The sequence below is a fragment of the Citrobacter freundii complex sp. 2024EL-00216 genome (genome assembly GCF_043945515.1).
Taxonomy (GTDB): Bacteria; Pseudomonadota; Gammaproteobacteria; order Enterobacterales; family Enterobacteriaceae; genus Citrobacter; species Citrobacter portucalensis.
Window position 1 is genome coordinate 17,677 of sequence record NZ_JBIMRA010000001.1, and the last position, 21,742, is coordinate 39,418.

Here is a 21,742-nt window from a genome sequence, read left to right on the forward strand (position 1 = left end):
AGACTTTTCAATCATCTTCCAAAGCACTCACACCACTTGCCGGGAAATTGGTTTTCATATTATTCGATATCTTCGGAACTAAGGACTCTATTGTTTCTTCGCTAACTTGGCTGGGTTCAGAAATCAATCTTCTGTATGTATTAATCATTCGTTCCTGATCAAACTCATTTGCTGATTCTGATAAGAAGAAATAGCCATAATCTTTGACATGGATATTATCACCACTTTCCAAAGTGAGTTTTATTCCTTGTTCATTTTCTTCAACATCTTTAACAATACAAGTCATAAATGGTATTATTTTATTTGTATGAAAGAGCGTAATAATCTTAATGTTGTTCATCCTTTATTTTCCTTCTTTTTTTATTATTTAATACCATATCGAATCGGTAAAAATCAAATTTAACTCATTTAATAAACGTTCTACCTGTTTTTATTATTCTTTTGAAAAGATATTTATCTTATGAGCTAACGCTCATGTGCTGACGCACGGCTACGCCCTAACGCTATAAAATATATTTAACGATTTGACAATGGTATTTGCTATGTTTTAGGGGAAAGCCAAAAGGATCAACATCTATTCTTTTATTCATGATTAAATATTTTAGATCCTATATTTCATAACAGTATTAGCACTAAAAAATATAGTATTTGCTCTTAAACGCATAGGAAAACTATATTCATAGAAGCAGCACTTAGTGATTGTTCAAAACAATCACATTGCTGAAACAGGGTTCATCCCTGTTAATGATGGATTTATCAATGAAGAATTGCGGCGACAGCCGCCAATAAAATAAAGGTAAGCAATTGCAGTATTCCTGAAACATCAGCAGCGCTGCGTGATTGTATGAAACAATCACTTCGCTGAAAATACACCCCAAGAAAACCATATGTTTTTACGTAAAACGCTCTGCACATAAGATAAAAGGAAAACTAGACTCTCTTAACTTCTTAATAATTATTTAATTATAAGCACTATCCCAGCCCAATAAAATCGGGGCTTCACACCTTTTTTTCCTATGTTTAAACATAGGTGTCTGCTATGTTTAAACATAGAACCCTCCTATGTTTAAACATAGCGGAATCTATGTTTAAACATAGTTTTTTTAACATATAGCAACATCATAATAATAAAAGTTCTATTTTATTTATAGTTTAACTATTGACTTTCATTTTTCTGCATAGTATTAAATAGGCATAATAAGAACTATAAGAGAGAATAATATGAATACTAATGACACTGAACTACTTCGCTTATTTGAAACATTAACCACAGAGCAAAAGATTGATATCGCAAGACACTTGCTACAAAACAAAGATATAAAATCAACCACCGTTATTGCAACAGAAGAAGATAAAGCGATCTCATTTGCACAGCCTTATGTTTTTGCTTTTACTTCAAACTTTCGTGTTTTTTCTGATCTGGACATATCTAAGAATGAATTCCGCGTGTTGACTTATATCTTAGAATATATGGAGTTTGGAAACCTAATCAACCTCTCACAGTCATCACTCTGTAAAGCGTTGAATATCGCATCCGGTAATATGTCAAACATATTCAAAAAGCTAAAACAAAAAGGTATTCTCGTTGAACATCATGGACACCTGTATATCAACTCTAATATTTTTGCCAAGGGTATGAGTCATCAACTTGATGAAAAACGTAAAGAGCATTTGAGTAATGCAAAAAGCCTCAATGCTGATATTGAACAATATCCAGAGCATTATGCAGATCTTTCACAGAAAGAAAGACGAAACTTATCTTTGGAAACTGAAAATAAAGAGATCTACACAGATGCCTTTGTTTTTAGCAAGAAGAAGAAAAATAATGCTGTTCCTAGTGCTAAAAACAGTGTCAAGATCGATAAACCTCGCAAGGTATATAAAAGAACAAAAGAAAATGAGGCGGCAAGAAAAGACGTGGCTGATATCGATACCTATTTAAAAGTTGCATCCTAAAACAGGACAATAAGGAAAAAACATCCTTAATACTTTTATGCAACGAAGGCAGGAATAAAATATTTAACCCCTCATTAATTTGACACTTTCTCTATATACCTTAACATATAAATATATCCACTATTTATTAACGAGGTATTCTCATGAGAAACGTAAAAACAGATAACAATGATTTAATACAATATTTAAAGACAGTCGAAGAACTAAAAAATCACATTTCTATTGAAGAATACAAAAAAGAATATCGCAAACTTCGTGCTGATAGTATTCCTTTCATTAAAGCGCAAAAATTCAAATCAGCACATACCGAACTACGTCGTTTGAACAGAAAAAAGGAATCTCTTCTTGATAAATTTCTTGATGAGCTTAACCCTGTTAACCAAGCCTCCGCTTTTGCTTCTAAAAACATTGATAAGCTCGAAACGTATAGTCTCTACAGGAGAAATCTCCTTGAGAAAAGCGATGAAGAAATAATTGCCTTAGTCATAAAGCAGCGTACAGAAGCCGCTATGGAATTCCAACGCTCCGTTGAACAAAGTCTTCAGCAACTCTCTCAAATCTCGTCAGAGTTCGATTCATCAAGCCAAAAACGTAGAAAAATGTCTCTTTAAAAATGACACTATGTTATTTCGTGTAAAATGGGATGTATTAGATTGCTCAAGCGGTAATTTTGACTATATTATCTACTAACTGTATGTTTTTGATTTTTCAACAGCACCGGATACATTTTTTTACTAATCATCTATTTTAAAATACGGGATAACATACTATGAGTGAAGCTCTCAAGGCACTGAACAATATTCGTACACTTCGCGCACATGCTTGTGAAACAGATCTGGCAACTCTGGAAGAGATGCTGGAAAAGTTAACAGCAATCGTTGAAGATCGTCGTGAGGAAGAAAGTGCCATCCGTAAAGAACAAGAAGAACGTCAGGCTAAGCTGGAAGCCTTCCGTCAAAAACTGTTAGACGATGGTATTGATCCAGCAGAACTTCTTGCAGCGGTTGGTTCATCTCAGCCTAAAGCCAAATCGACTCGTACTCCTCGCCCTGCCAAATACAAATATACAGATGAAAACGGTAATGAGCAGACTTGGACGGGTCAGGGCCGTACTCCGAAAGCAATCACTGCTGCTATTGAAGCCGGTAAAACACTGGAAGACTTCGCGATCTAACTGATACGGCGCATCCGGGCTTCACTGTTCTCAATATAGCTGGCCCGGAAATTATTCGAATATTCATCTAAGACTATCCCAGTCGGGAAGATTATTGGCTACTCTTCTCCACCAATGGTACAACGCCATAGAAATCCCCATCCAAACGTCAAATAACAAACTTCTAGCAATAGCATCAGTTGGATCCATCCCCGATTCCTTCCATGTAAAAAACCACATCAGTATACCCCAGACAGAGCCAATCGGTATTCCCATTAACAAAGCAACTTGCCAGAATCGAGCGAAAGGCAACGGAGGTATCCTGATACCCATTTTCCATGCAAGGCGTAGCAGAGGGGGGGCATAGTTACTGCTCCACATTTTCTTGCTTTTCATAATGGAAATGGCTCGTTCTTTTTTCTCTTCAAAATCCATGCAAGTCCTCTCTAATTTCATCAGAACCCATCTCAGCATGAAAAGCCAGCTTAGCAATGGAATGGTCTGCCCAAAACCTCACTCAGTTCTCTCCACTGAGGAAGTAGAAAGGCTTTCAGGCACTACTTTGTCAGATGGCAACTATCACATCAGTTCAACACCCCTGTATGCTTTAGACAAACTAACAATACCTTCACCAGTCGAGTTATTACAATTGCTGTTATCAGTTTACCCGGTATGTTCGTCCACATTTCGTGTCCGGGCTATCATTATTTGAATAAACTTTCCGGCGATACACGGTCACGCACCATTTTCTCAAGCAACTGTTGTAATCTCTTGGCCCTCAAATTTTGTGCCTTTTTCTCACCAATCTCCAGATAGTATTTTTCCCGGCGCTCCGCAACGACTTGGCGGAACTTCTTCAAAAGCTGCTCCAGTGTTTTCATATCTGTCGTTGCAGCTTCAGCTTGGATTTTTTTATACATATACATAACATGGAATTCATCAATCATATTGGTCATCTCCGTTTCATTACAGGATTATTTCCCTCTGCACGAGGGAATATTGCCATTTTCAATACTGACTCACAGTCATTTTTAACTTCCAGTAAATATGCTCCTCTGCATCATCCGGTTTTATGTTTTTCAGTACAAGTTCAATGATATGCTCTTTATGCCAGTATAAAATCGTTTCCTTTAACTTATCCATGTTGATCTCAGATACATCTTTGCCTCTTCCACTTTTAACATAGTCTTCAACTTCACAGGTAATCAACACATCATAAAGTATCTCTGATAACATTTCCCCTGTTAAAATATTCATGGCTGTTTCAGGCTGTTTTTCAGAGATACTATAGATCGTTTCGCAATACCCCTGTAATACATTTGTGATAAAATCTACTACCATTTTATTACTTTCATTTAAAATAATCTCTTTCATACTGATTCCTTTTATTAAGTTAAACATTAGATACATATCGAGAAGGTATTAATACTATTTATTAGATACTATTTTGATGATTACAGAACCATATTCCACATCCATCTCATCATACAGTGTCTCATTTACATAACGATTTAAATCATCTAACAAGGTCTTATCATTCATGATTTCTTCGACAGAGCTACCTCTTAATGCGATAAATATATCCAAGCTCTCTTGGATAAGGTTCATCACTTTAGGTGTTTTTTCACATAACATACTTACAATTACTGTCATATCATTATTCATCTGTTTTTCCTTTTGTTTATAGTTAGCCCCTTCCGGGGCAAGATTAGTTCTTACTTTCTAAAGTTTTCTGAATACCCTACCAGTAAGGCTGCTACTTGTTCAAAGTTGACCTGATTAATATCACCACAGTTTCCTTCTTGCGTGGTAAATCTCTCAAAGTTATTCTGAATATGGTCAATCACATAAATAATAAATGGACTCATAAAATCCGGATCATCCAGATAGTCATTGGCATCTCCATCACCATTCACTTCCATGAACAGATTCCAGCTTGCTGTAAACGATCTACAAGCAAGATCATAAAACAGTTCTGTTGATTTATTTTCAATAACAGTTTCTTTAGACATACTTATATCCTCATAATTAAATGCTTATTTTATTCATTTCGTTTTATATTAGCCCCTTGCGGGGCCGAATAGATGACGACAGCGATTATGTATATAAAATATAGTGACTCATCACATGATGTATCTGCCTCAGGTTGACAAGCACTTCATCAAAATATACGTTTTTAATCGATGCTTTATATTTATGTTTTTTCAAGAACTCATTAAAATCTTTCTTACCATTCTCTATTATTGATTTTAAAACACCCTCCATATAACCATCGTCTTCAAGGTTATGATAGAATCTTTCCCCCATATACTCATGCATACATCGCAAATAGTAGTCATAGTCTTCCCCGCTTTTCAGAACAAAGTATTTTGTATCATCATTGCTAACATTTATTTCTATTTTTTGCACTTTCATTTTCGCTTCCTCTTTTATGTTATTTATTATTTTTGCGTGAATCTGAAATAGTATTTTCAATCCAAGCATCAATCTCACTTTCCACAAAGGCTACAGATCTTGCCCCTATGATTACCTTATCCGGGAATCGGCCTTCCTTAATAAGCTCATACATTGTGGTTCGACTAAATCCGACTCTTCTAAGAACTTCAGGAACACGGATTAATCTTTTACCTGCGATTTCATTTCTCATTTGTTTTTTCCTCTGTTGTTTCAACGAGGACAATAATAGCTAATTCGTTTATGGCGTTTTAGGGATGTTGGCAAAAGACTTTTTCGAAAAAAATGGGGGTAGGTGAACAGAAAAAAAATGGTTGAGGATGGATGTGATCACGTTCGCTCAGGGCGAACGTAACCCTTTTTTACTTATCTTCTTTCTTCTTCTCGTCTTTGACGTGATCTATAATTTTTGTGTCTTTTAATACATTGTTTTCCATCATGTAATCTTCAAACGATTTCAGATAGTTCTCATCTGTCAGCAACGCCATAGCCAGCGGATAGTCAGTCACCTTAAGCATTCCCTCATCCCTATCCTTCTCGCTGTTCTCATGAAGCAGCGATGACATCAGCGACAGTGAGATTTTGGTATCATTATTATCTGCCCCCCAAAAAATGAGATCCATCATAGGGATGAGTCGATAGTCGATGATTTTTCTCAACGTGCTTTTACCAAAACGATACTTCCGAACAGCCGGATCGTTCATTTTTAGCTGTTTTTTCCATTGGGGAATGAGCACCTTCAGGTGTTCGATGATATCTTCGGTTGAAGCCTCTTGCAGGAAGATATCGACAGTAATTGAGGACAGACTTTTGATGCCGGATTCCTTCAGGTACTCCGACATATATTCAGACTGACTTCTTTGGGATGTTTCAGGATGGGTTCCAATCAGAGTTAAACTTTTCGCATATAATTGTGCGTTGCTCCGGGTTACGGGGACCACTGCGTAAGTTCTGGCAAGCCCATGTCCTTGCGTGGACGTGTCGCCGCTAAAAAAAATTTCACCTCTGAGGATCTTATAGCGGTAATCATCTAATAAAAGTCTGTTCAGAGGCGGTAATGTATCCCGTTTCAGCAACATCTTGTAAGCCAAGATACGCCGCTCAACCTCAACATAGAATTGCTGAAGGGTGAGTTCCTTTATCGCTTCATACCGCTCTACATCGAACCATTCTTCCAATAGTTTCCTGAGTTCACTTCGTTTCATTACTGTGCTGTCCGTTTTACCATTTTTAGTTGTTTTAACTGACAGAACAACAGGTTGTCCAGTAATGGCGTAGGTCAGCTGAGCTTATTGCTGGTAGGTTCTTAAGATTGGTGTGAAATCATCCGTCGATTACTAAATTTCCGGAGGCTCCCTGCTATCGTATTTCTGCTTTTAAAGGGTTTTGTTGTACAGGAAGGAATGAAGACTGGATAAGTTTTTTGATGAAAAACAGGAATTTTAGATACAAAAAAAGCCCGTTTACACGGGCTTTTGATGCAATACTTTATGCAGTACAAAATCAAAACTAACTCTTAAGTTATTGATTCTGTTAAGAAATTGGCGGAAGCGTAGAGATTCGAACTCTAGAACCCTTTCGGGTCGCCGGTTTTCAAGACCGGTGCCTTCAACCGCTCGGCCACGCTTCCAATGAGGCGCACTATAAACATCCCGAACGGACCTGTAAAGCACCAATGTGTTCGTTTGCCTGAAAAACAGCCAAAATGTTGTTAATCGACTGAAATAACAACAAATTGACCATTTATTCAGCACGAATACCGGCTATAGCGCTTAATGTTTTTTGATGTACATATCTTTGGTGTAGTAATTTCCCCGGTTATCCGGCGCAAATCCCCCCACCCACGGCTTCACCAGATGCGTGCGGACATAGTGGTAAACTGGAATCGCGGGCACATCCTCACCTAAAAGGTCTTCAGCCTGCTGATAGTATTTACCGCGTTCTTCCAGTGAACTTGCTTGTGCCGCATTACGCATCGCTTTATCAAAGGCGGGGTTACTGTACTTGGTGGTGTTCTCGCTATCACCGGTCCGGAAGATATTGAGAAAACTTGAGGCATCATCATAGTCGGCTATCCACGCATAACGCACGACGTCAAAATTACCGGTGTGCATAGTGTCCAGCATGGTTTTCCATTCCTGGTTTTGCAGCTTCGCCTCGACGCCAAGGTTTTTCTTCCACATCGACGATGCGGCAATCGCAATACGCTGGTGCGTTTCGAAGGTGTTGTAGAGCAGATTTAAGCTAAGCGGATGTTCAGGACCAAAACCGGCTTCAGCCAGCAGTTTTTTGGCTTCAGCAATACGTTTTTCGAGCGGCCATGACGCATACTCCGGCGCATGCAGTTTCACCCCACCTATTTCCGGCTGGCTGATAACCCACGCTGCTCGCTGCCCCTGCCCCATCACCTTTTGCGCAATGATGTCTTTATCCAACGCCATATTCAGCGCCCGGCGCACGCGCGGATCATTAAACGGCGCGCGGGTTGTATTGAACTGATAGTAATACGTTGAAAGCTGAGGCGAGACATGCAGTTCATCCCCCATTGTTTTTTTCAGTTGCGCGAACTGGTTAACCGGTACGCTATACACAATGTCGATTTCACCGGCCTTATAGCGATTTACGTCAGCCGACTCTGAGCTAATAGGCAAATAAGTAACTTTATTAATAACCGTATGCCGATCGTCCCAATAATGTGGGTTACGCTCGGCAACGATGCGCTCATTAACCACCCACTGCGATAATTTGTACGGCCCGCTGCTGACAAAATGCTCTGGCCTGGTCCACTTATCGCCAAAACGACCTATCAACACTTTATCCAGCGGGACCAGAGATGGATGCGCCAGCATCGCCAGAAACGCCGCCGTCGGTTGCGTCAGGGTAATTTCCAGCGTGGTATCATCCAGGGCTTTGACTCCCAGCGTGGCGGGATCTTTTTTCCCCTGGGCAATATCAACCGCGTTCGCAACGTGCATGTTGCCCAGATACGAAGCATAAGGTGAAGCCGTTTGCGGCGAGACCAGACGCTGCCAGCTCCAGACGACATCCTGTGCGGTAATAGCAGATCCATCTGACCAGGTTATGCCCGGGCGTAAATGGAAGGTCCAGACAGTGTTGCCTTTATTCTCCCAGGACGAGGCTAGACGGGGTTCGATAGACCCATCCTGCTTGACAGCCACCAGACCGTCGAACATATCGCTGATTAAATTAAACTCAACGTTGCTTTCAACTTTATGCGGATCCAGCGATGCCGGCTCACTGCCGTTGTTTCTGACCAGTTCCTGTTTTTCTGCCAGTAGTGTTCCTGCGGGAACATTTGCCGCCCTCGCCGCGCCGTTTATAGACATCAAACAGACAGCCAACAGCGTAAACGTCAATATCTTCGATTTATGTTGAATCATTCCCTTTACCTTATTGCTCTGTTTTATGTAGACACCGATGTCACTGTCAGAGAGATTCAGGAATAACGCAATATTTTTCAGTTACCTGGTAGATAGCGATCTGACATTTTTGCACATACAGTGCTAACATCTAATTCGGGAACTTTTGTTGAAATAATATGCTTAAGTCTGGCGGGCTAAAATGCGTAAAGATGGGTAAAACCGCTGTGTCATTCCTCTTGATTTCATTATCCTCCATCATTAATTACATCTGTCATAAGAGAGTGACTCATGGATCGTATTATTAGTTCTTCGCGCGAGCGTACATCGCTACTCAGCACGCATAAGGTGCTGCGCAATACCTATTTCCTGCTCAGCCTGACGCTGGCGTTTTCAGCGATCACCGCAACCGCCAGTACCGTACTGATGTTACCTTCTCCGGGACTTATCCTGACGCTGGTGGGTATGTATGGTCTGATGTTCCTGACCTATAAAACGGCGGATAAACCGGTTGGTATTCTGTCAGCTTTCGCTTTCACTGGCTTCCTGGGCTACATCTTGGGACCGATGCTGAATACATACCTGTCCGCAGGCATGGGTGATGTTATCGCCATGGCGCTGGGCGGTACGGCGCTGGTCTTCTTCAGCTGCTCGGCCTATGTGCTGACCACGCGTAAAGATATGTCCTTCCTCGGCGGTATGCTGATGGCGGGTGTTGTAGTGGTGTTGATTGGTATGGTTGCCAATATCTTCCTGCAACTGCCAGCATTACATCTGGCAATCAGCACGGTGTTCATTCTGATTTCTTCAGGCGCAATCCTGTTTGAAACCAGCAATATCATCCGCGGCGGTGAAACCAACTATATTCGTGCCACCGTTAGCCTGTATGTTTCGCTGTACAACATCTTCGTCAGCCTGCTGAGTATTCTGGGCTTCGCCAGCCGCGATTAAGATGTCCACACGCATTATCCAGCCCCGCTTATGCGGGGCTTTCTTTTTTGGTAAACTGCCGCCAGTTTGACTAACGCAGTGACGAATTATGTTGATCTTTGAAGGTAAAGAAATCAGTACCGATAGCGAAGGCTATCTGAAAGATACCACGCTGTGGAGCGAGGCGCTGGCGGAGAGAATCGCCGAAAACGAAGGCATTACGCTCTCCGCGGAACACTGGGAAGTGGTGCGTTTTGTCCGCGAGTTTTATCTGGAGTTTAATACCTCCCCCGCTATCCGCATGCTGGTAAAAGCGATGGCCAACAAGTTTGGCGAAGAGAAAGGCAACAGCCGTTATCTCTACCGCCTGTTCCCGAAAGGTCCGGCCAAGCAGGCGACTAAAATTGCCGGCCTGCCGAAACCGGTGAAATGTATTTAATAGCGGATACTAAATCCCTTTAGCTCGTCGCCAGGACGATGTGGTTCACTGAGAACCCGGTCAACCCTGGCGCTGCTCGGCCCCCCGGCTTTCAACCACTTCATCAGCTGTTCTACCCGGTCGCTTTCACCGCAGGCGACAACCTCTACGCTGCCGTCATCCATATTCTTCGCGTAGCCGGTCAACCCCAGCCGTTGTGCTTCATGCTGGGTGGTGTAGCGAAATCCTACCCCCTGAACCCGGCCATAGACCCAGGCGATTATGCAGACTTTCGACATTGCGGTTCTCCTTATCATCACAGCGCGCGTTGCAAATATGCGTAAAACTCAGGACAATGGCGCCCATTTCTTTGAATTGACAGAATAGTAAATTATGAGTGTACGTTTAGTGTTAGCCAAAGGGCGCGAAAAATCATTACTGCGCCGCCATCCGTGGGTATTTTCCGGTGCTGTCGCACGTATGGAAGGTAAAGCCAACCTCGGTGAAACCATCGATATTGTTGACCATCAGGGTAAATGGTTAGCACGCGGCGCGTACTCACCCGCGTCGCAGATCCGTGCACGCGTCTGGACATTCGACAAGTCTGAGTCCATCGATATTGATTTCTTCGCCCGTCGTCTACAACAAGCGCAAACATGGCGTGACTGGCTGGCGAAAAAAGACGGTCTGGACAGTTACCGTCTGATCGCCGGAGAATCCGATGGCCTGCCGGGCATCACCATTGACCGCTTCGGCAACTTCCTGGTGTTGCAGTTGCTCAGCGCGGGGGCTGAATACCAACGCGCCGCGCTGATTAGCGCTCTGCAAATTGTTTTCCCGGACTGCGCCATTTATGACCGTAGCGATGTGGCCGTACGTAAAAAAGAAGGTATGGAGCTGACTCAAGGGCCAGTAACGGGTGAGCTTCCGCCAGCCCTGCTGCCAATTGAAGAGCACGGAATGAAGCTGCTGGTTGATATTCAGCATGGTCACAAAACCGGCTATTACCTCGATCAACGCGACAGCCGCCTGGCCACGCGTCGTTATGTGGAAAATCAGCGTGTGCTGAACTGTTTCTCTTATACCGGCGGCTTTGCGGTCTCAGCATTAATGGGCGGATGCCGTCAGGTTGTCAGCGTTGACACATCTCAGGAAGCGCTCGATATTGCCCGCCAGAACGTAGAATTGAACAAGCTGGATCTGAGCAAAGCTGAGTTCGTGCGTGATGATGTGTTCAAACTTCTGCGTGCTTATCGCGATCGTGGTGAGAAATTCGACGTCATCGTGATGGATCCGCCGAAATTTGTCGAAAACAAAAGCCAGTTGATGGGCGCCTGCCGCGGCTATAAGGACATCAATATGCTGGCTATTCAGTTGCTCAATCCGGGCGGTGTGCTGCTGACTTTCTCCTGCTCTGGGCTAATGACCACCGATTTATTTCAGAAAATCATCGCTGATGCCGCAATAGATGCTGGTCGTGATGTACAATTTATAGAGCAGTTCCGTCAGGCCGCCGATCACCCAGTGATCGCTACCTACCCGGAAGGGCTGTATCTGAAAGGGTTTGCCTGTCGCATCATGTAACTTGAAAAGTGGAATATTACCCTTACATAAAGGGTATCTATTTCCCGGGAGGTGACTATGATTGCCAGCAAATTCGGTATCGGCCAGCAGGTCCGCCATTCCCTGTTAGGTTACCTCGGAGTGGTCGTGGATATCGACCCGGAATATTCGCTTGATCAACCGTCAGCCGATGAGTTGGCGGTTAACGACGAACTTCGCGCCGCTCCCTGGTATCACGTGGTGATGGAAGACGATAATGGTCTGCCAGTGCATACGTATCTGGCCGAAGCGCAACTGAGTAGTGAGCTACAGGAAGAACATCCGGAGCAACCGTCGATGGATGAACTGGCGCGAACAATTCGAAAACAGCTTCAGGCCCCGCGCCTGCGCAATTGATGCTAACACAGGCCCGATGGCGATTCGCTAATCGGGCCTGTGCGTTTTGTTCGGCTACAGATCAGCCTTACTTCGCCAGTCCCAGCCGCGGGATCTCAATCGCCGGGCAGCGATCCATCACCACCGTCATCCCTGCATCGCGAGCCAGCACGGCTGCCTGCTCGTTAATCACTCCGAGCTGCATCCATAAGGTCTTCGCTCCGATGGCAATTGCCTCCTGAGCAACACCCCACGCCGCTTCAGAATTACGGAAGACATCTACCATATCCACTTTCTCTGGTACATCTGCCAGCGTCGCATAGCCCTGCTGCCCCAGCAGCGTTTTTCCGGCAACCTTCGGTGAAACAGGAATAACGTGATAGCCCTGATCGAGTAAATATTTCATCACCCGATAGCTTGGACGGTCGGGTTTATCGCTTGCCCCCACCAGCGCAATCGTACGGGTCGTTGTCAAAATGCCAGCAATATCGGTCTCTTTCATCGTTTTCCTCCAGGCTGTTTAGCAAAGTGTACGACAAACCTGCCCCCGCAACCATTCATCCCATACTGGCGCATGAGAGCTAAACTCAAAAATATGTCTATATGTTAGTAAACATGATTATCGAAAAATTTAGATACATCTTATACAGATATTTTCTGGACAGGAGAAACCTATGAAAGCCGGCATTGTGACAGCCTTGATTGCCCTATGTTTGCCGGTAACCGTTTTTGCTACCTCTTTACGTCTGTCTAATGATATTGACCTTCTGGTACTGGACGGAAAAAAAGTCTCCAGCTCATTACTGCGTGGTGCCGACAGTATTGAGCTGGAAAATGGTCGGCACCAGCTCGTGTTTCGCGTAGAAAAAACCATTCGCCTGTCCAGCCACGAAGAACGTCTGTATATTTCTCCTCCGTTGGTCATCAGCTTTGATACCCAACTCGTCAGTCAGGTTAATTTCCACCTCCCACGTCTGAGCAACGAGCGGGATGCAGCGCATTTTGATGATGCCCCGCGCGTAGAACTGCTGGATGGGGACTCCATGCCTATACCGGTTAAGCTGGATATTCTGTCAATCACGTCCACCGCAAAAATCGTAGATTATGAAATGGAAACAGAGCGCTATAACAAAGCGGCTAAGCATGCGTCTTTACCACAATTTGCCACGATGATGGCCGATGACAGTTCGCTGCTTTCCGGAGTGTCTGAACTGGATCGCGTGCCGCCTCAGTCGCAAACACTGACCGAGCAGCGCTTAAAATATTGGTTTCAACAGGCTGACGCACAAACGAGAAGTAACTTCTTACAATGGGCGGAGAAACAACCCCCATCGTGACATTTATGTTCGTATACGCATTTTTTTTGTCTTTCTCTTGCAGCGTCAAGTGCTTCCAGTACTCTGTAACAAGGTTAACTTGGGAGCTGTACTATGGAATTAACGACTCGCACATTGCCAGCGCAGAAACATATTGCGTTGGTCGCACACGATCACTGCAAAAAGATGTTGATGAGCTGGGTTGAACGCCACCAGCCATTACTGGAAAAACACGTTCTGTATGCTACAGGAACAACAGGAAACTTAATTCAACGCGCGACAGGAATGGACGTCAACGCCATGCTGAGCGGCCCAATGGGGGGTGACCAGCAGGTGGGTGCGCTGATTTCAGAAGGGAAAATTGATGTGCTGATTTTCTTCTGGGATCCGCTCAACGCCGTTCCCCACGATCCTGATGTCAAAGCCCTGCTACGCCTGGCCACGGTCTGGAACATTCCAGTCGCCACCAACGTGTCAACGGCTGATTTTATTATCCAGTCGCCAAACTTCAACGACGCAACGGATATCTTGATCCCGGATTACGCCCGTTATCTTGCAGAACGCCTCAAATAAACGCTAAGCAGGCGGCAACTGCCGCCTGCTTTTCAGGGTTTCCGGGTCACCGGAACGTCTAGTTGCTTAAGCTCATCAACAAAGCATGATGGCGCGTCTTTGCCAAACAATAGCCATACCCGATGCCGCGCACGCGTTAGCGCCACATACAGCAACCGTCTCTCTTCTGCATCAGGAAAATCTTCAACAGCCGGGAGTAACGCCTCTTCCATAATCGACTCGCGGGCCGGAGCCGGGAAACCGTCATTCCCTTCGTGAAGCCCCATCACAATGACGTAATCCGCCTGCTGCCCTTTGCTGGCATGAATAGTCATAAAATCCAACTGCAGCTTAGGCCAGCGGGTGGCCGCTTTGTCCAGGCTGGCAGGTTTGAGATGATGGTATCGCGCCAGCACCAGAATTCTCTCTTCGGCTTTTACAAAACCCGACAGCTTATCCAGCAACAGATCTAACTGGCTTTCGTCGAGCAACGTGACGGCTTTTTTATCACCGGTCGCCAGACTGTTCAGCGGTTTTGTGAGCTGGTGTGGGTTTTGTTGGATAAACTGGTTTGCGACTTCGCCAATACGGCTATTAAAACGGTAAGTCATATCCAGATTACAGCTATCGCCCTCACCAAAATTTTGCTGGAATGCGGTTGTCAGAGAAAGCTGTGCTCCGCTGAACCGGTAAATGGCCTGCCAGTCATCTCCCACGGCAAACAGCGTGGTCTGCGAGTTTTGCTTACGCAAGGCGGCTAACAGGGCGGCGCGCTGAGGGGAAATATCCTGAAATTCATCGACCAGAATATGTTTCCACGGACTGATAAACCGCCCCTTCTCCAGAATGACAATAGCCTGATGGATCAACCCGGAGAAATCGACGGCATTCTCATCCTTCAGGGCACTCTTCCAGGCCTTGAGCAGCGGCGCCATTAGCTTTATGCGTTTACTGAACAGATCACGGATCTCCTCCGGAGCATTAGCAATCATCTCCGCCTGTGCTCCGCCATGCATACGCATCAAACTAACCCAGCGATCCAACCGGGAAGCCAGACGGCGCTGTAATTTTTCGTCATCCCAGAAGTTACCTTCGGGTACAGACCACTGCATTTCTTCTTCTAACCATTGTCGCCAGCCTTTAGCCTGAGCCTTTTTCTCACTGCACTGCTGACGCCAGGTTGTTATAAAGAGTTTGTTGCGCGCGATAGCATCATTTTCCAGCTTGCTCACCGTTGGAACTTTTTTGCTACCTTGCGAAATAATGTGCAACGCCAGTGAATGGAACGTCCGTGCGGTGACCTCATCCGTATGCAGACGCTCACGGATGCGGTCATCCATCTCCTGGGCGGCTTTGCGTCCAAACGCCAGCAACAGGATTTGTTCTGGTGCGGCTTCTCCTCGTGCAAGCAACCAACCAGCCCGAGCAACCAACACAGATGTTTTACCGCTTCCAGCACCTGCAAGTACCAACAATGATTGCTCACCGTTCACCACCGCGCGCGCCTGAGCAGGGTTCAACGGCGAAGATTCAACATGCTGGAAAAACTCGGCATACTCTTCCAACATTGCATCGGTGTACGCCTGATTGTGCTGTAAGCGACAGGCTTCAATGTCTTTCAACCATGCCTGGCATTGACGTAACGCCTCCCGGCAATTTTCAAATTCCTCCAGCCGATTAACCGGGAGCGGTAACGCGGCAAAGGCACGGCGAATCTGCTGCTGCAGCCCTGACGTTTGTTCGCGCGTCAGCCATTTACTTTCACTAGTACGCGCCGCTATCGCATCCAACTGCTGCTGTAAAACCCCCGCAGCAACGTCACTCATTTCCTGGCTCCACTGTTGCCAGAGTGCATTTAAATGATGATGGAAGCGCTGGGTTTCCGCCCACTCTGTACCGTGAAGACGAACCACCTTCTCATCCGGGAGTACAAACTCCAGCTCGCCCCATACCAGGCCGCGTTTGCAATGAATAGCCAGTAACTGATTGAAGGGAATAAGATACTCGTGACGATCGCCGGAAACTTTAATCCCGGCATTGAGAATAACGGCCCGATCGTAAGGGTGTTGTGCCAGACGTTTTCCAAGAGAAGTTGCTTTCAGTTCCATAAGACTCAAGCGGATCCACACGAAGAGGTTTGCTTATCAGTGTAACCGCCAGAGAAAACGTGCTCCAGCCCAAAAAAACGTTACAATTGCCGAATTCACAGAAAACCAGAGTTAACCGAGGGTTTATGCGTACTGTTCTGAATATTTTAAATTTTGTGCTTGGGGGGTTCGCCACCACCCTAGCCTGGTTACTGGCAACGCTGGTCAGTGTCGTGCTTATTTTTACTTTACCCTTGACCCGTTCATGCTGGGAGATAACCCGACTTTCGCTGTTTCCCTATGGTAACGAAGCGATTCATGTCGATGAACTGAATCCGGCCGGTAAAAGCGTCCTGTTAAATACCGGCGGCACCGTGCTCAATATTTTCTGGCTGATTTTCTTCGGCTGGTGGTTGTGCCTGATGCACATTATCTCTGGTATTGCTCAGTGCATTACGATTATTGGTATTCCGGTTGGCATTGCAAACTTTAAAATCGCTGCCATTGCGCTCTGGCCGGTGGGTCGCCGGGTGGTTTCAGTAGAAGTTGCCCGTGCAGCGCGTGAAGCCAATGCGCGTCGTCGTTTTGAATAATCAGGACCGATGGCCTTTATGTTAAGTCCTCTGCTCAAACGCTATACCTGGAACAGCACCTGGCTGTACTACGTGCGGATTTTTATCGCGCTATGCGGCACAACGGCGCTACCCTGGTGGCTGGGTGACGTCAAGCTGACTATCCCACTCACGCTGGGTATGGTCGCTGCCGCACTTACCGATCTGGACGATCGTCTCGCAGGCCGACTGCGCAATTTAATCATCACACTGGTGTGCTTTTTTATTGCCTCGGCCTCCGTTGAGCTGCTCTTCCCATGGCCATGGCTGTTTGCTATTGGGTTAACGCTTTCCACCAGCGGCTTTATTCTGCTGGGGGGATTAGGCCAGCGCTATGCAACTATTGCTTTTGGCGCATTGCTGATCGCCATTTACACGATGCTGGGCACCTCGCTTTACGATCAGTGGTATCAACAACCCATCCTGCTGCTCGCTGGCGCTATCTGGTATAACCTGCTGACGCTCACCGGTCATCTTCTGTTCCCCATCCGCCCCTTACAGGACAATCTTGCACGCAGCTACGAACAGTTAGCGCACTACCTGGAACTGAAATCGCGTCTTTTTGACCCCGACATAGAAGATGAAAGCCAGGCACCGTTGTATGATTTAGCTCTCGCGAATGGCCAACTGATGGCAACGCTGAATCAGACTAAAGTGTCGCTGTTGACGCGCCTGCGCGGTGACCGTGGACAACGAGGAACACGTCGCACGCTACATTACTATTTTGTGGCGCAGGATATTCATGAACGCGCAAGCTCTTCACATATTCAGTATCAAACGCTACGCGATCATTTCCGTCACAGCGATGTGATGTTCCGTTTCCAGCGGTTGATGTCGATGCAAGGGCAAGCTTGTTCACAATTATCTCGCTGTATTTTATTGCGCACGCCTTACCAGCACGATCCGCACTTTGAGCGCGCCTTCACCCATATAGATGCCGCACTTGAGCGCATGCGTGCCAGTGGTGAACCTGCCGACCTGCTCAATACGCTGGGTTTTTTACTGTCAAACCTACGGGCAATCGACGCGCAGCTTGCTACCATAGAGTCTGAACAGGCTCAGGTACTCTCGCGCAATGAGACTGAAAATCAGCTTGCCGATGACAGTCCCCATGGATTCAGTGATATCTGGTTACGTCTGAGCCGTAATTTCACCCCTGAGTCTGCTCTGTTTCGCCATGCCGTTCGCATGTCGTTAGTGCTCTGTGTTGGTTACGCCATTATCCAGATAACCGGCATGAATCACGGATACTGGATCTTGCTGACCAGCCTGTTTGTCTGTCAGCCAAACTACAACGCCACCCGACATCGCCTGGCGCTCAGGATTATCGGCACGTTGGTTGGGATTGCCATTGGTTTACCGATCCTGTGGTTTGTGCCCTCTCTCGAAGGGCAGCTGATACTCCTGGTGATCACTGGTGTGCTGTTTTTTGCCTTTCGCAACGTCCAGTATGCACACGCCACCATGTTTATCACGCTGCTGGTGTTACTGTGCTTTAACCTGCTCGGCGAAGGCTTTGAGGTTGCACTGCCGCGTGTCATCGATACGCTAATTGGCTGTGCTATCGCCTGGGCTGCTGTCAGTTTCATCTGGCCAGACTGGCGTTTTCGTAACCTACCACGGGTAATTGAACGGGCGACTGACGCTAACTGCCGCTACCTTGATGCTATTCTCGAGCAATATCATCAGGGTCGTGATAATCGTCTGGCCTACCGTATCGCTCGCCGTGATGCGCATAATCGTGATGCTGAACTCGCCTCCGTGGTATCAAACATGTCGAGCGAGCCGGATGTCACGGCCCAAACCCGCGAAACGGCGTTCCGTTTACTGTGTCTCAACCATACGTTTACCAGCTATATTTCTGCGCTGGGCGCACATCGCGAACAGCTGACCAATCCAGACGTTTTGGCATTGCTGGATGACTCTGTTTGCTATGTTGATGATGCCCTTCACCATCAACCCGCTGACGAGCAGCGTGTATATCAGGCGTTAGAAGGGCTGAAGCAGCGAATTCAGCACCTGGAACCACGCCCGGACAGTAAAGAGCCGCTGGTCGTTCAGCAAGTTGGGCTATTGATCGCCCTGCTCCCTGAGATCCGGCGATTACAGCAGCAAATTGACGTGCTGCCGTCTAATACCCCGGCTCCGGCGTAAGAGAACTTACCCACTCAACCAGCTCCTGGCGACGCGTCGCCGGGAGCGCGGCTTCATGTATCCCCCCTACCGCGCCTTCAAGGGCATAGAGTACTTTTACCGTCAGAGCCGGGTTATTTTGCCGAAGTTTCAGCCAGCACATTTGTGCTCCCAACGATCGCATGGTCCCCTCATCTTTAATTCCAGCTTCATTCAACAGAGTCTCCAGATGAAACGTCATATTCGGCAATTCCCGCAGACGATGCTGGGCAAAGCGACTCTGTTTTTCCTTAACCGCTGCATCCAACGAATATCGCGATAGCGACACCAGCTGCTGCTGGTTTTGCCACAGGGCATCGTTCACCTGGTAATAATTAAGTACAAGAGGACGTCCGCGCTTAATAAATGTCAGCCAGACAGGAGAATTTTGTACACAATACTGGGCGCTCTGCTCACAGGCGCGAAGATACAGCTCACCATTAGCGACCATGGCAAAGACCGTATCGCCAACCGTCAGACTGTAGCCACCAAACAGTGAGCGATAGTGAATTGTCCCCAGAGAAGCCAGATATTCCTGCGATTTATAGATCCTTGCATAAGAAAGCTCTTTCATAAAAATCCTTTTTAAATCATAACGTAAGCAAATGATTTTCAGTAGCGGATCCGTTAATGACGAAAATAGGCAACTTATGCGTATGGGGCAAGATGAATTTTATTTTTCCCGTGACGACGACTAAAAATTGCGAACCTGTTTCCGAAAATAAGGTTGATCTTTGTTGATTGCAGGGTTACTGTATATCCATACAGTAACTCACAGGGCTGGATTGATTATGTACACTTCAGGCTATGCAAATCGTTCATCGTCGTTCTCTTCCACATCAAGCAACATTGCGCGCGTTTCATCAGAGAACGCAACCGCTGGGCTTATCAGTGAAGTTGTCTATCGCGAGGACCAGCCCATGATGACACAACTGCTGCTGCTTCCCCTGCTGCAACAGTTAGGGCAACAATCACGCTGGCAGCTGTGGCTGACGCCTCAGCAAAAATTAAGTCGGGAGTGGGTGCAGTCAGCTGGACTTCCATTGACGAAAGTCATGCAAATTAGTCAGCTCTCCCCCTGCAATACGCTGGAATCGATGATTCGTGCGCTACGCACGGGTAATTACAGTGTTGTCATTGGCTGGCTGGCGGAAGAATTAACGGAAGATGAACATGCCGAACTGGTCAAAGCGGCTGATGAAGGTAATGCGATGGGTTTTATCATGCGTCCGGTTCGCGCCCAGACACTTGCGGGCAGACAGCATTCCGGGCTAAAAATTCACTCGAATTTGTATCATTGAGTAAAATTAGGATTTATCCTGGAATTTTTTTTCATCTCTCAATTTGTCTTTGAGCTGTAATGTGTTTTTCGTCTGAACGCTTGTCTGAAGCGGTTTTCAGGATATCCTCAGTACATTTATTCAGCTATAAATGTTAAATATTGTGTATACAAGCCTTTTTTTTTCATATGCCTGACGGACTTCACACTTGTAAGTTTTCAACTACGTTGTAGACTTTACATCGCCAGGGGTGCTCGGCGTAAGCCGCAGATATCGGTAGAGTAACTATTGAACTGGTCCCCGGGTGAAGGATTTAACCGTGTTATCTCTCTTCGGAGATATTCATGGCGAATTTTGGATGATAACGAGGCGCAAAAAATGAAAAAGACAGCTATCGCAATTGCAGTGGCACTGGCTGGTTTCGCTACCGTGGCGCAGGCCGCTCCGAAAGATAACACCTGGTATACTGGTGCTAAACTGGGCTGGTCTCAGTTCCATGATATTGGCAACAACCGTATCGACAACAACGGTCCGACCCACGAAAGCCAACTGGGTGCCGGTGCGTTCGGTGGTTATCAGGTTAACCCGTACGTTGGTTTCGAAATGGGTTACGACTGGTTAGGCCGTATGCCATACAAAGGCAGCGAGCAGAATGGCGCTTTCAAAGCTCAGGGCGTTCAACTGACCGCTAAACTGGGTTACCCAATCACTGACGATCTGGACGTTTATACCCGTCTGGGTGGTATGGTTTGGCGTGCAGACGCTAAAAACAACGATGGCTTCAAAGACCACGACACTGGTGTATCCCCAGTATTCGCTGGTGGCGTAGAGTATGCAATTACTCCTGAAATCGCAACCCGTCTGGAATACCAGTGGACCAACAACATCGGTGACGCGAACACCGTTGGCGGTCGTCCGGATAACGGCCTGTTGAGCGTTGGTGTTTCTTACCGTTTCGGTCAGCAGGAAGAAGCAGCTCCAGTAGTTGTTGCTCCGGCTCCGGCTCCAGAAGTACAGACCAAGCACTTCACTCTGAAGTCTGACGTTCTGTTCAACTTCAACAAAGCAACTCTGAAACCAGAAGGCCAGCAGGCTCTGGACCAGATGTACAGCCAGCTGAGCAACCTGGATCCGAAAGACGGTTCCGTAGTGGTTCTGGGCTTCACTGACCGCATCGGTTCTGACGCTTACAACCAGGGTCTGTCCGAGAAACGTGCTCAGTCCGTTGTTGATTACCTGATCTCTAAAGGTATTCCTTCTGACAAAATCTCTGCACGTGGTATGGGTGAATCCAACCCAGTTACTGGCAACACCTGTGACAACGTGAAAGCTCGCGCTGCACTGATCGACTGCCTGGCTCCGGATCGTCGTGTTGAGATCGAAGTTAAAGGCATCAAAGACGTTGTAACTCAGCCTCAGGCTTAAGTTATCGTCTTATAAAAAACCCCGCATAGCGGGGTTTTTTTTCATCTGTTTTCATCCAAAGTAAGCCACG

The 21,742-nt window shown here is 46.2% G+C and carries 27 protein-coding genes and 1 tRNA gene; 13 read left to right on the forward strand and 15 right to left on the reverse strand.

What is annotated here, in order from left to right; genetic code table 11:
- Positions 1-7 precede the first annotated feature (7 nt).
- Positions 8-340, reverse strand: coding sequence for a hypothetical protein (locus tag ACHHZ7_RS00100; RefSeq protein ID WP_060682414.1), 333 nt, complete (start codon positions 338-340; stop codon positions 8-10).
- A gap of 881 nt (positions 341-1,221) precedes the next feature.
- On the opposite strand from ACHHZ7_RS00100, the gene ACHHZ7_RS00105 reads away from it, so the two are divergent.
- The 3 genes from ACHHZ7_RS00105 (at position 1,222) to ACHHZ7_RS00115 (ending at position 3,130) form a co-directional block, all read left to right on the forward strand.
- Positions 1,222-1,956, forward strand: a complete 735-nt coding sequence (locus ACHHZ7_RS00105; protein WP_032667108.1) for a DNA-binding protein — start codon at positions 1,222-1,224, stop codon at positions 1,954-1,956.
- Positions 1,957-2,099: 143 nt separating this feature from the next.
- Positions 2,100-2,567: a DUF4756 family protein gene (locus ACHHZ7_RS00110; protein ID WP_032667109.1), complete on the forward strand. Its 468-nt coding sequence runs from the start codon at positions 2,100-2,102 to the stop codon at positions 2,565-2,567.
- Between the two features lie 158 nt (positions 2,568-2,725).
- Positions 2,726-3,130, forward strand: a complete 405-nt coding sequence (locus ACHHZ7_RS00115; protein ID WP_060682415.1) for an H-NS family nucleoid-associated regulatory protein — start codon at positions 2,726-2,728, stop codon at positions 3,128-3,130.
- A gap of 63 nt (positions 3,131-3,193) precedes the next feature.
- Here the strand turns inward: ACHHZ7_RS00115 and ACHHZ7_RS00120 are convergent, their stop codons facing one another.
- From ACHHZ7_RS00120 to ACHHZ7_RS00165, 10 genes are all read right to left on the reverse strand, one after another.
- Complete coding sequence (locus ACHHZ7_RS00120) at positions 3,194-3,544, reverse strand: DUF6404 family protein (RefSeq protein ID WP_032667203.1); 351 nt, start codon at positions 3,542-3,544, stop codon at positions 3,194-3,196.
- 269 nt (positions 3,545-3,813) lie between these two features.
- Positions 3,814-4,056, reverse strand: coding sequence for a DNA-binding protein (locus ACHHZ7_RS00125; protein WP_047414173.1), 243 nt, complete (start codon positions 4,054-4,056; stop codon positions 3,814-3,816).
- Positions 4,057-4,117: 61 nt separating this feature from the next.
- The gene (locus tag ACHHZ7_RS00130; protein WP_032667112.1) at positions 4,118-4,483 is read right to left on the reverse strand and encodes a hypothetical protein; all 366 of its coding nucleotides are present in this window, start codon (positions 4,481-4,483) and stop codon (positions 4,118-4,120) included.
- A gap of 54 nt (positions 4,484-4,537) precedes the next feature.
- On the reverse strand, positions 4,538-4,774 hold the full coding sequence (locus ACHHZ7_RS00135; protein ID WP_032667113.1) for a hypothetical protein: 237 nt from the start codon (positions 4,772-4,774) through the stop codon (positions 4,538-4,540).
- A 50-nt stretch (positions 4,775-4,824) separates the two neighbouring features.
- The gene (locus tag ACHHZ7_RS00140) at positions 4,825-5,121 is read right to left on the reverse strand and encodes a hypothetical protein (RefSeq protein ID WP_016243654.1); all 297 of its coding nucleotides are present in this window, start codon (positions 5,119-5,121) and stop codon (positions 4,825-4,827) included.
- An 85-nt stretch (positions 5,122-5,206) separates the two neighbouring features.
- Entirely contained in the window at positions 5,207-5,524 is a 318-nt protein-coding gene (locus tag ACHHZ7_RS00145; protein WP_032667204.1) for a hypothetical protein, read from the reverse strand.
- Positions 5,525-5,543: 19 nt separating this feature from the next.
- On the reverse strand, positions 5,544-5,756 hold the full coding sequence (locus ACHHZ7_RS00150) for an AlpA family transcriptional regulator (protein WP_016243656.1): 213 nt from the start codon (positions 5,754-5,756) through the stop codon (positions 5,544-5,546).
- Between the two features lie 169 nt (positions 5,757-5,925).
- The gene (locus ACHHZ7_RS00155; RefSeq protein ID WP_063940596.1) at positions 5,926-6,768 is read right to left on the reverse strand and encodes a DUF6387 family protein; all 843 of its coding nucleotides are present in this window, start codon (positions 6,766-6,768) and stop codon (positions 5,926-5,928) included.
- A 337-nt stretch (positions 6,769-7,105) separates the two neighbouring features.
- Positions 7,106-7,193: transfer RNA gene (locus ACHHZ7_RS00160), tRNA-Ser, on the reverse strand.
- Between the two features lie 142 nt (positions 7,194-7,335).
- Positions 7,336-8,964, reverse strand: coding sequence for an ABC transporter substrate-binding protein (locus ACHHZ7_RS00165; RefSeq protein WP_060682453.1), 1,629 nt, complete (start codon positions 8,962-8,964; stop codon positions 7,336-7,338).
- Positions 8,965-9,234: 270 nt separating this feature from the next.
- Between ACHHZ7_RS00165 and yccA the strand changes: the two genes are divergently transcribed.
- Positions 9,235-9,894 carry an FtsH protease modulator YccA gene (gene yccA / locus ACHHZ7_RS00170; protein WP_060682454.1) on the forward strand — a complete coding sequence of 220 codons (660 nt, stop codon included), beginning with the start codon at positions 9,235-9,237 and terminating at the stop codon, positions 9,892-9,894.
- Between the two features lie 88 nt (positions 9,895-9,982).
- Entirely contained in the window at positions 9,983-10,312 is a 330-nt protein-coding gene (tusE, locus tag ACHHZ7_RS00175; RefSeq protein WP_008784296.1) for a sulfurtransferase TusE, read from the forward strand.
- On the opposite strand, the gene yccX is transcribed toward tusE, so the two are convergent.
- Entirely contained in the window at positions 10,309-10,590 is a 282-nt protein-coding gene (gene yccX / locus ACHHZ7_RS00180; protein ID WP_020996508.1) for an acylphosphatase, read from the reverse strand. The genes tusE and yccX overlap by 4 nt on opposite strands.
- Positions 10,591-10,684: 94 nt before the next feature.
- Here yccX and rlmI point away from each other — a divergent pair, with 94 nt between their 5' ends.
- Both rlmI and hspQ read left to right on the forward strand, forming a co-directional pair.
- The gene (gene rlmI / locus ACHHZ7_RS00185; protein ID WP_060682455.1) at positions 10,685-11,875 is read left to right on the forward strand and encodes a 23S rRNA (cytosine(1962)-C(5))-methyltransferase RlmI; all 1,191 of its coding nucleotides are present in this window, start codon (positions 10,685-10,687) and stop codon (positions 11,873-11,875) included.
- Between the two features lie 57 nt (positions 11,876-11,932).
- Positions 11,933-12,250 (forward strand): heat shock protein HspQ, encoded by a 318-nt coding sequence (hspQ, locus tag ACHHZ7_RS00190; protein ID WP_003035905.1) that lies wholly within the window; start codon positions 11,933-11,935, stop codon positions 12,248-12,250.
- Positions 12,251-12,317: 67 nt separating this feature from the next.
- Here the strand turns inward: hspQ and ACHHZ7_RS00195 are convergent, their stop codons facing one another.
- Positions 12,318-12,731 (reverse strand): CoA-binding protein, encoded by a 414-nt coding sequence (locus ACHHZ7_RS00195; RefSeq protein ID WP_032942909.1) that lies wholly within the window; start codon positions 12,729-12,731, stop codon positions 12,318-12,320.
- Positions 12,732-12,903: 172 nt separating this feature from the next.
- Here ACHHZ7_RS00195 and ACHHZ7_RS00200 point away from each other — a divergent pair, with 172 nt between their 5' ends.
- Both ACHHZ7_RS00200 and mgsA read left to right on the forward strand, forming a co-directional pair.
- A complete protein-coding gene (locus tag ACHHZ7_RS00200; protein ID WP_060682456.1) occupies positions 12,904-13,566 on the forward strand; it encodes a DUF2057 family protein in 663 nt (220 codons plus the stop codon).
- Positions 13,567-13,659: 93 nt separating this feature from the next.
- On the forward strand, positions 13,660-14,118 hold the full coding sequence (gene mgsA, locus ACHHZ7_RS00205; RefSeq protein WP_003035897.1) for a methylglyoxal synthase: 459 nt from the start codon (positions 13,660-13,662) through the stop codon (positions 14,116-14,118).
- A 32-nt stretch (positions 14,119-14,150) separates the two neighbouring features.
- Here mgsA and helD read toward each other — a convergent pair whose 3' ends face one another.
- The gene (helD, locus tag ACHHZ7_RS00210) at positions 14,151-16,205 is read right to left on the reverse strand and encodes a DNA helicase IV (protein ID WP_060682457.1); all 2,055 of its coding nucleotides are present in this window, start codon (positions 16,203-16,205) and stop codon (positions 14,151-14,153) included.
- 125 nt (positions 16,206-16,330) lie between these two features.
- On the opposite strand from helD, the gene ACHHZ7_RS00215 reads away from it, so the two are divergent.
- Together ACHHZ7_RS00215 and yccS are read left to right on the forward strand one after the other, a co-directional pair.
- Entirely contained in the window at positions 16,331-16,777 is a 447-nt protein-coding gene (locus ACHHZ7_RS00215) for a YccF domain-containing protein (RefSeq protein WP_003831998.1), read from the forward strand.
- A gap of 18 nt (positions 16,778-16,795) precedes the next feature.
- Positions 16,796-18,949 carry a YccS family putative transporter gene (gene yccS / locus ACHHZ7_RS00220; protein ID WP_060683739.1) on the forward strand — a complete coding sequence of 718 codons (2,154 nt, stop codon included), beginning with the start codon at positions 16,796-16,798 and terminating at the stop codon, positions 18,947-18,949.
- Here the strand turns inward: yccS and ACHHZ7_RS00225 are convergent.
- Complete coding sequence (locus tag ACHHZ7_RS00225; RefSeq protein ID WP_003831996.1) at positions 18,927-19,541, reverse strand: TfoX/Sxy family DNA transformation protein; 615 nt, start codon at positions 19,539-19,541, stop codon at positions 18,927-18,929. The genes yccS and ACHHZ7_RS00225 overlap by 23 nt on opposite strands.
- A gap of 217 nt (positions 19,542-19,758) precedes the next feature.
- Here ACHHZ7_RS00225 and sulA point away from each other — a divergent pair, with 217 nt between their 5' ends.
- Both sulA and ompA read left to right on the forward strand, forming a co-directional pair.
- On the forward strand, positions 19,759-20,268 hold the full coding sequence (sulA, locus tag ACHHZ7_RS00230) for an SOS-induced cell division inhibitor SulA (protein ID WP_008784287.1): 510 nt from the start codon (positions 19,759-19,761) through the stop codon (positions 20,266-20,268).
- A 357-nt stretch (positions 20,269-20,625) separates the two neighbouring features.
- Positions 20,626-21,672 (forward strand): porin OmpA, encoded by a 1,047-nt coding sequence (ompA, locus tag ACHHZ7_RS00235; RefSeq protein WP_020996510.1) that lies wholly within the window; start codon positions 20,626-20,628, stop codon positions 21,670-21,672.
- Positions 21,673-21,742: the final 70 nt, after the last annotated feature.

What these genes read in the sequence shown, in the direction of transcription:
- ACHHZ7_RS00100 (WP_060682414.1), bottom strand. Translation starts at nt 340, where the DNA reads ATGAACAACATTAAGATTATTACGCTCTTTCATACAAATAAAATAATA.
- ACHHZ7_RS00105 (WP_032667108.1), top strand. Translation starts at nt 1,222, where the DNA reads ATGAATACTAATGACACTGAACTACTTCGCTTATTTGAAACATTAACC.
- ACHHZ7_RS00110 (WP_032667109.1), top strand. Translation starts at nt 2,100, where the DNA reads ATGAGAAACGTAAAAACAGATAACAATGATTTAATACAATATTTAAAG.
- ACHHZ7_RS00115 (WP_060682415.1), top strand. Translation starts at nt 2,726, where the DNA reads ATGAGTGAAGCTCTCAAGGCACTGAACAATATTCGTACACTTCGCGCA.
- ACHHZ7_RS00120 (WP_032667203.1), bottom strand. Translation starts at nt 3,544, where the DNA reads ATGGATTTTGAAGAGAAAAAAGAACGAGCCATTTCCATTATGAAAAGC.
- ACHHZ7_RS00125 (WP_047414173.1), bottom strand. Translation starts at nt 4,056, where the DNA reads ATGATTGATGAATTCCATGTTATGTATATGTATAAAAAAATCCAAGCT.
- ACHHZ7_RS00130 (WP_032667112.1), bottom strand. Translation starts at nt 4,483, where the DNA reads ATGAAAGAGATTATTTTAAATGAAAGTAATAAAATGGTAGTAGATTTT.
- ACHHZ7_RS00135 (WP_032667113.1), bottom strand. Translation starts at nt 4,774, where the DNA reads ATGAATAATGATATGACAGTAATTGTAAGTATGTTATGTGAAAAAACA.
- ACHHZ7_RS00140 (WP_016243654.1), bottom strand. Translation starts at nt 5,121, where the DNA reads ATGTCTAAAGAAACTGTTATTGAAAATAAATCAACAGAACTGTTTTAT.
- ACHHZ7_RS00145 (WP_032667204.1), bottom strand. Translation starts at nt 5,524, where the DNA reads ATGAAAGTGCAAAAAATAGAAATAAATGTTAGCAATGATGATACAAAA.
- ACHHZ7_RS00150 (WP_016243656.1), bottom strand. Translation starts at nt 5,756, where the DNA reads ATGAGAAATGAAATCGCAGGTAAAAGATTAATCCGTGTTCCTGAAGTT.
- ACHHZ7_RS00155 (WP_063940596.1), bottom strand. Translation starts at nt 6,768, where the DNA reads ATGAAACGAAGTGAACTCAGGAAACTATTGGAAGAATGGTTCGATGTA.
- ACHHZ7_RS00165 (WP_060682453.1), bottom strand. Translation starts at nt 8,964, where the DNA reads ATGATTCAACATAAATCGAAGATATTGACGTTTACGCTGTTGGCTGTC.
- yccA (WP_060682454.1), top strand. Translation starts at nt 9,235, where the DNA reads ATGGATCGTATTATTAGTTCTTCGCGCGAGCGTACATCGCTACTCAGC.
- tusE (WP_008784296.1), top strand. Translation starts at nt 9,983, where the DNA reads ATGTTGATCTTTGAAGGTAAAGAAATCAGTACCGATAGCGAAGGCTAT.
- yccX (WP_020996508.1), bottom strand. Translation starts at nt 10,590, where the DNA reads ATGTCGAAAGTCTGCATAATCGCCTGGGTCTATGGCCGGGTTCAGGGG.
- rlmI (WP_060682455.1), top strand. Translation starts at nt 10,685, where the DNA reads ATGAGTGTACGTTTAGTGTTAGCCAAAGGGCGCGAAAAATCATTACTG.
- hspQ (WP_003035905.1), top strand. Translation starts at nt 11,933, where the DNA reads ATGATTGCCAGCAAATTCGGTATCGGCCAGCAGGTCCGCCATTCCCTG.
- ACHHZ7_RS00195 (WP_032942909.1), bottom strand. Translation starts at nt 12,731, where the DNA reads ATGAAAGAGACCGATATTGCTGGCATTTTGACAACGACCCGTACGATT.
- ACHHZ7_RS00200 (WP_060682456.1), top strand. Translation starts at nt 12,904, where the DNA reads ATGAAAGCCGGCATTGTGACAGCCTTGATTGCCCTATGTTTGCCGGTA.
- mgsA (WP_003035897.1), top strand. Translation starts at nt 13,660, where the DNA reads ATGGAATTAACGACTCGCACATTGCCAGCGCAGAAACATATTGCGTTG.
- helD (WP_060682457.1), bottom strand. Translation starts at nt 16,205, where the DNA reads ATGGAACTGAAAGCAACTTCTCTTGGAAAACGTCTGGCACAACACCCT.
- ACHHZ7_RS00215 (WP_003831998.1), top strand. Translation starts at nt 16,331, where the DNA reads ATGCGTACTGTTCTGAATATTTTAAATTTTGTGCTTGGGGGGTTCGCC.
- yccS (WP_060683739.1), top strand. Translation starts at nt 16,796, where the DNA reads ATGTTAAGTCCTCTGCTCAAACGCTATACCTGGAACAGCACCTGGCTG.
- ACHHZ7_RS00225 (WP_003831996.1), bottom strand. Translation starts at nt 19,541, where the DNA reads ATGAAAGAGCTTTCTTATGCAAGGATCTATAAATCGCAGGAATATCTG.
- sulA (WP_008784287.1), top strand. Translation starts at nt 19,759, where the DNA reads ATGTACACTTCAGGCTATGCAAATCGTTCATCGTCGTTCTCTTCCACA.
- ompA (WP_020996510.1), top strand. Translation starts at nt 20,626, where the DNA reads ATGAAAAAGACAGCTATCGCAATTGCAGTGGCACTGGCTGGTTTCGCT.